We start from the raw sequence: 8773 nt of genomic DNA, 5'->3' as shown, positions 1-8773 counted from the left end.
CTCCCCGCGTACGTCGCGGACCTGGGCTTCACCCACGTCGAGCTGATGCCGGTCGCCGAGCACCCCTTCGGCGGCTCCTGGGGCTACCAGGTCACCGGCTTCTACGCGCCCACGGCCCGGCTCGGCGGCCCCGACGACTTCAAGTACCTGGTGGACAGGCTGCACCAGGCCGGGATCGGCGTCCTGATGGACTGGGTGCCGGCCCACTTCCCGCGCGACGAATGGGCGCTGGCCGAGTTCGACGGCCGCCCGCTGTACGAGCACCCGGACCCGCTGCGGGCCGCGCACCCCGACTGGGGGACGCTGGAGTTCGACTACGGGCGGCGCGAGGTGCGCAACTTCCTCGTCGCCAACGCGGTGTACTGGTGCGAGGAGTTCCACATCGACGGGCTGCGCGTGGACGCCGTCGCCTCCATGCTCTACCTGGACTACTCGCGCGAGCCGGGCCGGTGGACGCCGAACGAGCACGGCGGCCGGGAGAACCTGGACGCGGTGGCGTTCCTCCAGGAGATGAACGCCACCGTCTACCGGCGCTGCCCCGGCGTGGTGACGATCGCGGAGGAGTCGACGGCCTGGGACGGCGTCACCCGCGCCACCCACCACCAGGGACCCAGCGGCTTCGGCGGCCTCGGCTTCGGACTGAAGTGGAACATGGGCTGGATGCACGACTCGCTCCAGTACATGGGCCACGACCCGGTGCACCGCAAGCACCACCACCACGAGATGACGTTCTCGATGGTGTACGCGTACAGCGAGAACTACCTGCTGCCCATCTCCCACGACGAGGTGGTGCACGGCAAGCGGTCGCTGGTGTCGAAGATGCCGGGCGACTGGTGGCAGCAGCGCGCGAACCACCGGGCGTACCTGGCCTTCATGTGGTCCCACCCCGGCAAACAGCTCCTCTTCATGGGGCAGGAGTTCGCCCAGGGCGCCGAGTGGTCCGAGGCGTCCGGCCCCGACTGGTGGCTGCTCGACCCGGAGTACGGGGCGGAGCGGGACCACCGGGGCGTCCTCGACCTGGTCCGCGACCTGAACGCCGTCTACCGGGACACCCCCGCCCTGTGGCGGCGCGACACCGACCCGGGCGGCTTCGAGTGGGTGGCCGGCGACGCCGCCGAGGACAACGTCCTCGCCTTCCTGCGCCGGGACACCGACGGCGCCCCGCTGCTGTCGGTGTCCAACTTCTCCCCCCTCGTCCGCCCCGACTACCACGTGGGCGTCCCCGACGACGTCCCCGCCTGGACCGAGGTCCTCAACACGGACGCGGCGGGCTACGGCGGCTCCGGCGTCGGACAGGCCGGCCCGGTCAAGCCGGAGCCCCACGGCCGGCACGGCCGCCCGGCCTGCGTCCGGCTGACCCTGCCGCCGCTGGCGACGGTGTGGCTGCGGCCGGCCTGACCGGTCCGGCCGCCACGGGCGGAGCCACCGCCCCCGTCCGGTGCCCCTGACCGACCGTCTCGGGGGGCCACCGCGGCGCCCCCGGTACGCCCTCGGCGTCCGGGGGCGTACCGGCATGCCCTGGCGCCCGGACGCGTCGACGAAGCGAATTCTCCGCTGCACGGACATACCAATGAAACATGCCATGTGACATATTACTGAGCATGGAAGGTGCGCAAGTCGTCGTTGTGGGAGCCGGCATCGTCGGGGCCGCCGTGGCCCGGACGCTGGCCGCGACCGGATTCCGGGTCACCGTGCTCGACCGCGGCGCCTCCGCCGGGGGCACGTCGTCCGGCGGTGAAGGCAACCTGCTCGTGTCCGACAAGGCCCCCGGCCCCGAACTGGACCTCGCCGTGCTGTCCGGGCGCCGGTGGCGGGAGCTGGCCGCCGAACTCCCCGCCGAGCTGGGCCCCGACTTCCCCGACGTCGAGTTCGAGGCCAAGGGCGGCCTGGTCGTCGCGACCACCGGGGCGGGGGCGGACGCCCTGCGGGCCTTCGCCGGCCGGCAGCGGGGCGCGGGGGTGGACGCCCGTGAGCTGACCGCCGCCGAGGCGGCCGCGCTGGAGCCCGACCTCACACCGCGAGTCACCGCCGCCGTCCTCTATCCCGAGGACGCCCAGATCCAGCCGGCCGTCGCGACCGAGGCCCTGCTCGCCTCGGCCCGCCGGCACGGCGCCCGGGTCCGGCAGGGTGTCACCGTGCTCGGCGGCGTCGTCTCCCGGGGGCGGATCGTCGGGGTGCGGACCAGTGCGGGGCACCTGGGCGCGGAGCACGTCGTGGTGGCCGCCGGGCCCTGGTCGGCCGGGGTCGCGGACCGCTTCGGGGTCCGTCTGCCGGTGCTGCCCCGGCGCGGGACCGTGCTGGTCACCACGCGGATGCCGCACCGCATCCGGCACAAGGTGTACGACGCGGACTACGTCGGCGCCGTCGAGTCGGCGGCGGCCGCCCTGCAGACGTCCAGCGTCGTCGAGTCGACGGCGGCCGGGACCGTGCTCATCGGGTCGTCGCGGGAGCGGCGCGGCTTCGACGAGCGGATCGAGGCCGCGGTCGTCGGTGAACTGGCCGCCAAGGCGATGGTCCTCTTCCCTTTCCTCGCCGACGTCCCGGTCATGCGGGCGTACGGCGGGTTCCGGCCGTACGTGCCCGATCACCTCCCGGTCATCGGCCCCGATCCGCGGCTGCCCGGTCTGTGGCACGCGACGGGGCACGAGGGCGCGGGAATCGGACTCGCGACGGGCACGGCGGAATTGATCGGCGCGCTGATGGCGGGCACGGAACCGGCCATCCCGGCCGCGCCGTTCGCCGTGACGCGCGCCTCGCTCGAGGAGGTGACGACCGGATGAGGATCTCCGTGACCGTGGACGGCGAACGGCTGGACGCCGTGACCGGGCAGACGGTCGCCGGACTGCTGATGTCGCGCGGCCGCGTCTCCTGGCGCACCACCGCGGGGGCGGGCCGGCCGCGCGGGCTGTTCTGCGGCATCGGCGTCTGTTTCGACTGTCTGGTGACGGTGAACGGGCTCGACGACGTGCGCGCCTGCCAGCGCAGGGTGGCCGACGGCGACGTCGTCGAGACGGGAGCCGTCGATGACCGGCGTTGACGTCCTGGTGATCGGGGCCGGGCCGGCCGGGCTGGCCGCGGCGCGGGCGGCCCGTACGGCGGGCGCCCGGGTCGTGCTGCTCGACGCGTCGGACGTGCTGGGCGGTCAGTATTGGCGGCACCCGCTCACCGGGGCCCGGGACGCGGACGTCCGCGCGTTGCAGCACCAGTGGCCCCGGTTCGTCGCCCTGCGCGCGGCGCTGACCGACGACCCGGACTGCGAGGTCGTCACCGGCGCCCAGGTCTGGGCGGTGGACCGCCGTGACGACGCCCCGCCGGTGGTCCACGTGCTGACCGGCCCGGCCGACGGCGGCGACCGCCCGCGCCGGGTCCTCGCCCCGCGGGCCGTGGTGCTCGCCACCGGGGCGCACGAACGCACGCTGCCGTTCCCGGGCTGGGACCTGCCCGGCGTCCACACGGCCGGCGCGGCGCAGGCGATGGCCAAGGGCGAGCACCTCGCCGTGGGCGGGCGGGTGCTGGTCGCGGGCACCGGACCGTTCCTGCTCCCCGTCGCCGCCGGCCTGCTGCACGTGGGCGCGACCGTGGTCGGCGTCGTGGAGGCCGGCAGCCTGCGGCGGATGGCCCGCGGCTGGCTGGCGCCCCCGTACCGGACGCGGCCGGCGGTCCTCGCCGCCAAGTCGGCCGAACTGGGCGGCTACGTCCGGGCGCTGGCCGCGGCCCGGGTCCCCTACCGCACGGGCGCCGCGGTGCTGGCCGCGCACGGCGACAGCCGGGTGACCTCGGTGACCGTCTCCGCGATCGACGAGGACTGGACGCCTCGGCCGGGCACCGGGCGGCGGGTGGCGGTGGACGCGGTCTGCGTCAGCCACGCCTTCGTCCCGCGGACGGAGATCGCCGTCTCCGCGGGCTGCGCGCTCACCGCGGACGGGAGCGTCCGGGTCGACGCGACGCAGCGCACCTCGGTGCCCGGCGTCTACGCGGCCGGCGAGATCACCGGCATCGGCGGCGCCGACCTCGCCCTCGCCGAGGGCGAGGTGGCCGGCCGGGCCGCGGCGGGCCGGGCCACGGCGGGCGGGAACGTGGCGGGCGGGGACGGCGGTGCCGCCGAGGTGCGCCGCCTGCGGAACTTCGCCGACCGCATGCACCGCGCGCACGGCATCCGCCCCGGCTGGCGGAGCTGGGTCGAGGACGACACGGTCGTCTGCCGCTGCGAGGAGGTGACCGCCGGCCGGGTGCGCGCCGCGCAGGCGGCGACCGGGACGCGCGGTCTGCGTTCGCTCAAGCTCAGCTCGCGCGCCGGCCTCGGCATCTGCCAGGGCCGCGTCTGCGGCCGGAACCTGGAGGAACTGCTCCCCGAAGTCCCGCTGGACGCGGGGCGGACGGCGAACCGGCCGATCGTCGTCCCGGTACGGCTCGGTGAGATCGCCACTCCCCTCGCCCCGCCTCCGGCCACACCCCCGGACCCCCCTGTCGCACCTTCCGTCGAACGAGAGGCATCACCATGACCGGCAAGCGATTCGACCTCGGCGGCGTCATCGTCGCGACGGCCCTGCCCTTCAAGGCGGACGATTCCGCCCCCGCCGGCCTGGCCGTCGACTACGACCGCTACGCCGAGCACTGCGAGTGGCTGATCGACAACGGCTGCCGGGGCGTCGGGCCGAACGGCTCGCTCGGCGAGTACTCCTCCCTGACCGACGAGGAGCGGCGCCGTGTGGTGCAGGTGGCCGTCGAGGCGGTCGGCGGACGCGGGCTGGTGGTGGCCGGCGTGCACGGCGCGGGCTGGCACCAGGCCAAGCACTGGGCCGAGCTGGCCAAGGCGGACGGCGCCGACGGCGTGCTGGCCCTGCCGCCGACGCTGTACCGGGCCAGCGAGGAGCAGGTGGTCGACCACTACCGGCACATCGCCGAGGCCGGCCTGCCGATGATGATCTACAACAACCCGTTCGACACCAAGGTCGACCTCGTGCCGCGGCTCGTCGCGAAGATCGCCGAGATCGACGAGGTGGTGGCGGTCAAGGAGTTCAGCGGAGACGTCCGGCGGGCTTTCGAGATCCGTGAGCTGTGCGACATCGACGTCATCGCGGGCGCCGACGACGTCCTCTTCGAGCTGATGGTGGACGGCGCGGTCGGCTGGTTCGCCGGTTTCCCCAACACCTTCCCGGCGGAGTCCGTGGCGATCTACGACCACATGGTGGCCGGCCGCTACGACCAGGCCCGCGAGCTCTACAAGCAGCTCGTCGCCGTGTTCCGGTGGGACTCGCGGACCGAGTTCGTGCAGGCCATCAAGCTCGGTATGGACATGGTCGGGCGGTACGGCGGGCCGTGCCGCCCGCCGCGCGGGCCGCTCACCCCCGAACACGAGCAGCAGGTGCGCGCCGACATGGAGCGCGCCGTCGCCGGAGTGGCGGCACTCTCCCCGGCGACGGTCTGACATGCGGGCGAAGCGGCTGTTCTCGGCGGTCGACTCGCACACCGAGGGCATGCCCACCCGGGTGGTGACCGGCGGGGTGGGGGTCGTTCCCGGCGCCACGATGAACGAGCGCCGGCTGTACTTCATGGAACACCTCGACGACATCCGCCGGCTGCTGGTGAACGAGCCGCGCGGGCACGCCGCGATGAGCGGCGCGATCCTGCAGCCGCCGACCCGGCCGGACGCCGACTTCGGCGTGCTGTTCATCGAGGTCTCCGGCTGTCTGCCGATGTGCGGCCACGGCACGATCGGGGTGGCCACGGTGCTGGTGGAGACCGGCATGGTGGCCGTCACCGAGCCGGTCACCACCGTCCGGCTGGACACCCCGGCCGGGCTGGTGGTGGCGACCGTCCAGGTCAGCGACGGACACGCCGACGCGGTGACGCTGGAGAACGTGCCGGCGTACACCGACCGGCTGGACGAGACGATCGAGGTGCCGGGGTACGGGCAGGTGCCGTACAGCCTGGCCTTCGGCGGCAACTTCTACGCGATGGTGGAGCTGGACGCGGTCGGGCTGCCGTTCGACCGGGCCCGGAAGACGGAGATCGCCGAGGCGGGGCTGGCCATCATGGACGCCATCAACACCCAGGCGCCGCCGAAGCACCCGGACATCGCCGGGCTCGACCACTGCCACCACGTGGAGTTCATCGCGCCGGGATCGACGGCCCGGCACTCCCGGCACGCGATGGCCATCTTCCCCGGCTGGTTCGACCGGTCGCCGTGCGGCACGGGCACCTCGGCGAGGATGGCCGAGCTGTGGGCCCGGGGCGAACTGGCCGTCGGGGACGACTTCGTCAACGAGTCGTTCATCGGCAGCCGGTTCACCGGGCGGCTGGTCGGGGAGACCACGGTCGGCCCGCACGCCGCCGTGGTGCCGACCGTCACCGGCCGCGCCTGGGTCACCGGGCTGGGGCAGTACCTGCTCGACCCGTCGGACCCCTACCCGGCCGGGTTCTCCTTCTGAACACCGGCGTGGTCCGCACCGGGACCACGCCGGCCCGGCGGGGCCCCGTCCGGCCCCGCCCGGCCCTTCCCGTTCCCGGACGGCTTCTTCGTACGGCCGTGCCCGGCGCCGGCGCGCCGCGTGACGTCTCCGTGCGCGGGCGCACGGGCACGCCGTGACGGGACGGGACCGGCATCACCCCACGCCGTGCGCGTCGTACGGCCCGCGCCGTGCGGAAATCAGCAGAAACACATCCGTAACCGGCCAAACCTTTCCCCAGCAGTGCCGTGTGACATATTACTTCGCCACAGCACCCCAGCGGAGGACCGTCGATGAACAGATTCCGTACCCGGATCACCGCCACCGTGGCCCTGACCACCACCGCTTCCCTGCTCACCGCCTGCGGAGCGGCCGACTCGGCCGGCTCGGGCAGCGGCGCCCTCAAGGTCGCGGTCCTCGCGTCCTCCAGCCAGAACGGCTACAACCAGGCCGTCTACCAAGGGGTGAAGGAGGCCGCGACCGCCTCCGGCAAGGAGGTCAGCCTCAAGATCCTCGACGGCCAGTTCGACTCCAACACGCAGCTGTCGCAGCTCCAGAACGTCGGCAGCACCGGCGACTACGACGGAGTCGTGGTGGTACCGAACGACGGTGTCGGACTGGCCGCGGCCTTCCCGCTGGGCCGGGACATTCCCGTCGCCACCGTGCTCAACCCCGTCGGACCGGACATCGAGGAGATGGAGCCGCAGGTCGAGGGCGTGATCACCACCGTCGGCGTGCCGCCCAGCGCGGCCGCCAGGAAGCAGGCCGAGGGCGTCGTGACCTACTGCGCCGAGATCAGCCCCTGCAAGGTCGTGCTGCTGGTGGGCAACCTGTCGACGCCGCTCGACGTGGCCCGCCGGGACGCCTACCGGAAGGTGCTGGACGCCCACGCCGACATCGAGGTGGTCAGCACGGTCGAGGGGCAGTACGACCGGGACACCTCGCTCAAGGCCGTCAGCAACGTGCTCCAGGCACACAAGGACGTCGACGTCATCCTGTCCAACGCCGACCAGCAGACCGCCGGCGCGCAGATCGCCCTGCAGAACGCGGGCATCGATCCGGCCGGCGTCTACCTGACGGGCGGCGGCGGCACCGAGGACGCGGTGGCCGCGGTCCGCGCCGGCACCTGGCAGGCCGACTACGTCAACTTCCCGGTGAGCATGGGCGAGGCCGCCATGGAGGCGTTGCTGGAGGCGATGGACGGGGGCACGCCGGAGACCGTCGTGGACGCGGACACCCTCGGCCCGACCGAGCCCTACGCCACCAAGGAGACCCTGGGCGACACCCCGGACTTCACCGGCGAGTGGAACGGCTGAGCCGGTGGCCACCGCCCGAGCAGTCGTCGAACTGGCCGGCATCACCAAGCGGTTCGGCGGAACCCTGGCCCTGAACGACGTCGACCTCGCCGTCCACGCGGGCACCGTGCACGCCCTGGTGGGCGAGAACGGCGCCGGCAAGTCCACCCTGGGCAAGATCGCGGCCGGTGTGTACACCCCGGACTCGGGGCGCATCACCGTGGACGGACAGCCGGCCGGACGGTGGGACACCGTCCGGGCCCAGCGCCGCGGCATCGTGATGATCGCCCAGGAGCTGTCGCTCGTACCGGACCTGACCGTCGCCCAGAACGTCTTCCTCGGAGTCGAACAGCATCGTCTCGGCTTTCTCCGCCGCGACCAGCGCCACCGGTTCGCCGAACTCGACGAGACCGCGCAGTTCGGACTCGACCCGCAGGCCCGGGTGGGCGACCTGCGCATCGCCGACCAGCAGAAGGTGGAGATCCTGCGCGCCCTGGCGCGGGAGGCCAGGGTGATCGTGATGGACGAGCCGACCTCGTCCCTCACCGCCCACGAGACCCAGCGGCTGCACGCCGTGATCCGCCGGCTCACCGCGCAGGGGCGGGCGGTGGTCTACGTGTCGCACTTCCTCGACGCCGTGCTGGAGGTCAGCGACACCGTCACGGTGATGCGCGACGGCCACCGCATCCGCACCGCTCCCGCGGCCGGGCAGACCAAGCCGTCCCTGGTGTCGGCGATGCTCGGCCGGGACCTCGCCGTGCCGTTCCCGCCGCTGCCGCCCGCGCCCGGCCCGGACGTCGCACCGGTGCTCGAGGTGGAGGCGCTGGCCAGCGACGAAGGCGTCCGGCGCGCCTCGTTCGCGGTACGGCCGGGCGAGATCGTCGGGCTGCTGGGCCTGGTCGGTTCCGGCCGTACGGAGATCGCCCGGGCCCTGGTCGGCGCGGACCGGGCCACCGCCGGAAGCGTCACGCTGGCCGGTCGGCGGCTCGGCCGGACGACCCCGCGCCGCAGCCGCGACCTGGGGCTGGT

8 protein-coding genes are annotated in these 8773 nt (G+C 73.8%); all 8 read left to right on the top strand.

The window, feature by feature from the left end; translation table 11 throughout:
• The coding region (glgB, locus tag RIF68_RS17725) for a 1,4-alpha-glucan branching enzyme (protein WP_309052240.1) at positions 1 to 1398 on the top strand (1398 nt) is incomplete at its 5' end.
• A gap of 203 nt (positions 1399 to 1601) precedes the next feature.
• Positions 1602 to 2780 carry an FAD-dependent oxidoreductase gene (locus RIF68_RS17720; RefSeq protein WP_309052239.1) on the top strand — a complete coding sequence of 393 codons (1179 nt, stop codon included), beginning with the start codon at positions 1602 to 1604 and terminating at the stop codon, positions 2778 to 2780.
• On the top strand, positions 2777 to 3037 hold the full coding sequence (locus RIF68_RS17715) for a (2Fe-2S)-binding protein (protein ID WP_309052238.1): 261 nt from the start codon (positions 2777 to 2779) through the stop codon (positions 3035 to 3037). Before RIF68_RS17720 ends, RIF68_RS17715 begins: the two co-directional genes overlap by 4 nt.
• Entirely contained in the window at positions 3024 to 4502 is a 1479-nt protein-coding gene (locus tag RIF68_RS17710) for an NAD(P)/FAD-dependent oxidoreductase (RefSeq protein ID WP_309052237.1), read from the top strand. Before RIF68_RS17715 ends, RIF68_RS17710 begins: the two co-directional genes overlap by 14 nt.
• Positions 4499 to 5428 carry a dihydrodipicolinate synthase family protein gene (locus RIF68_RS17705; RefSeq protein ID WP_309052236.1) on the top strand — a complete coding sequence of 310 codons (930 nt, stop codon included), beginning with the start codon at positions 4499 to 4501 and terminating at the stop codon, positions 5426 to 5428. The genes RIF68_RS17710 and RIF68_RS17705 overlap by 4 nt, the downstream gene beginning before the upstream one ends.
• A 1-nt stretch (position 5429) precedes the next feature.
• Positions 5430 to 6431 carry a proline racemase family protein gene (locus RIF68_RS17700; RefSeq protein ID WP_309052235.1) on the top strand — a complete coding sequence of 334 codons (1002 nt, stop codon included), beginning with the start codon at positions 5430 to 5432 and terminating at the stop codon, positions 6429 to 6431.
• Between the two features lie 311 nt (positions 6432 to 6742).
• Positions 6743 to 7765, top strand: a complete 1023-nt coding sequence (locus RIF68_RS17695; RefSeq protein ID WP_309052234.1) for a sugar ABC transporter substrate-binding protein — start codon at positions 6743 to 6745, stop codon at positions 7763 to 7765.
• A 4-nt stretch (positions 7766 to 7769) separates the two neighbouring features.
• A partial coding sequence (locus RIF68_RS17690) for a sugar ABC transporter ATP-binding protein (protein ID WP_309052233.1) occupies positions 7770 to 8773 on the top strand: 1004 nt, incomplete at its 3' end.

Origin of the sequence: Streptomyces sp. (assembly GCF_031178505.1) — a bacterium.
GTDB lineage: Bacteria > Actinomycetota > Actinomycetes > Streptomycetales > Streptomycetaceae > Streptomyces > Streptomyces gulbargensis.
This window is presented reverse-complemented; position numbering and strand designations above follow the sequence as displayed.

What these genes read in the sequence shown, in the direction of transcription:
- RIF68_RS17705 (WP_309052236.1), top strand. Translation starts at nt 4,499, where the DNA reads ATGACCGGCAAGCGATTCGACCTCGGCGGCGTCATCGTCGCGACGGCC.
- RIF68_RS17700 (WP_309052235.1), top strand. Translation starts at nt 5,430, where the DNA reads ATGCGGGCGAAGCGGCTGTTCTCGGCGGTCGACTCGCACACCGAGGGC.
- RIF68_RS17710 (WP_309052237.1), top strand. Translation starts at nt 3,024, where the DNA reads ATGACCGGCGTTGACGTCCTGGTGATCGGGGCCGGGCCGGCCGGGCTG.
- RIF68_RS17715 (WP_309052238.1), top strand. Translation starts at nt 2,777, where the DNA reads ATGAGGATCTCCGTGACCGTGGACGGCGAACGGCTGGACGCCGTGACC.
- RIF68_RS17695 (WP_309052234.1), top strand. Translation starts at nt 6,743, where the DNA reads ATGAACAGATTCCGTACCCGGATCACCGCCACCGTGGCCCTGACCACC.
- RIF68_RS17720 (WP_309052239.1), top strand. Translation starts at nt 1,602, where the DNA reads ATGGAAGGTGCGCAAGTCGTCGTTGTGGGAGCCGGCATCGTCGGGGCC.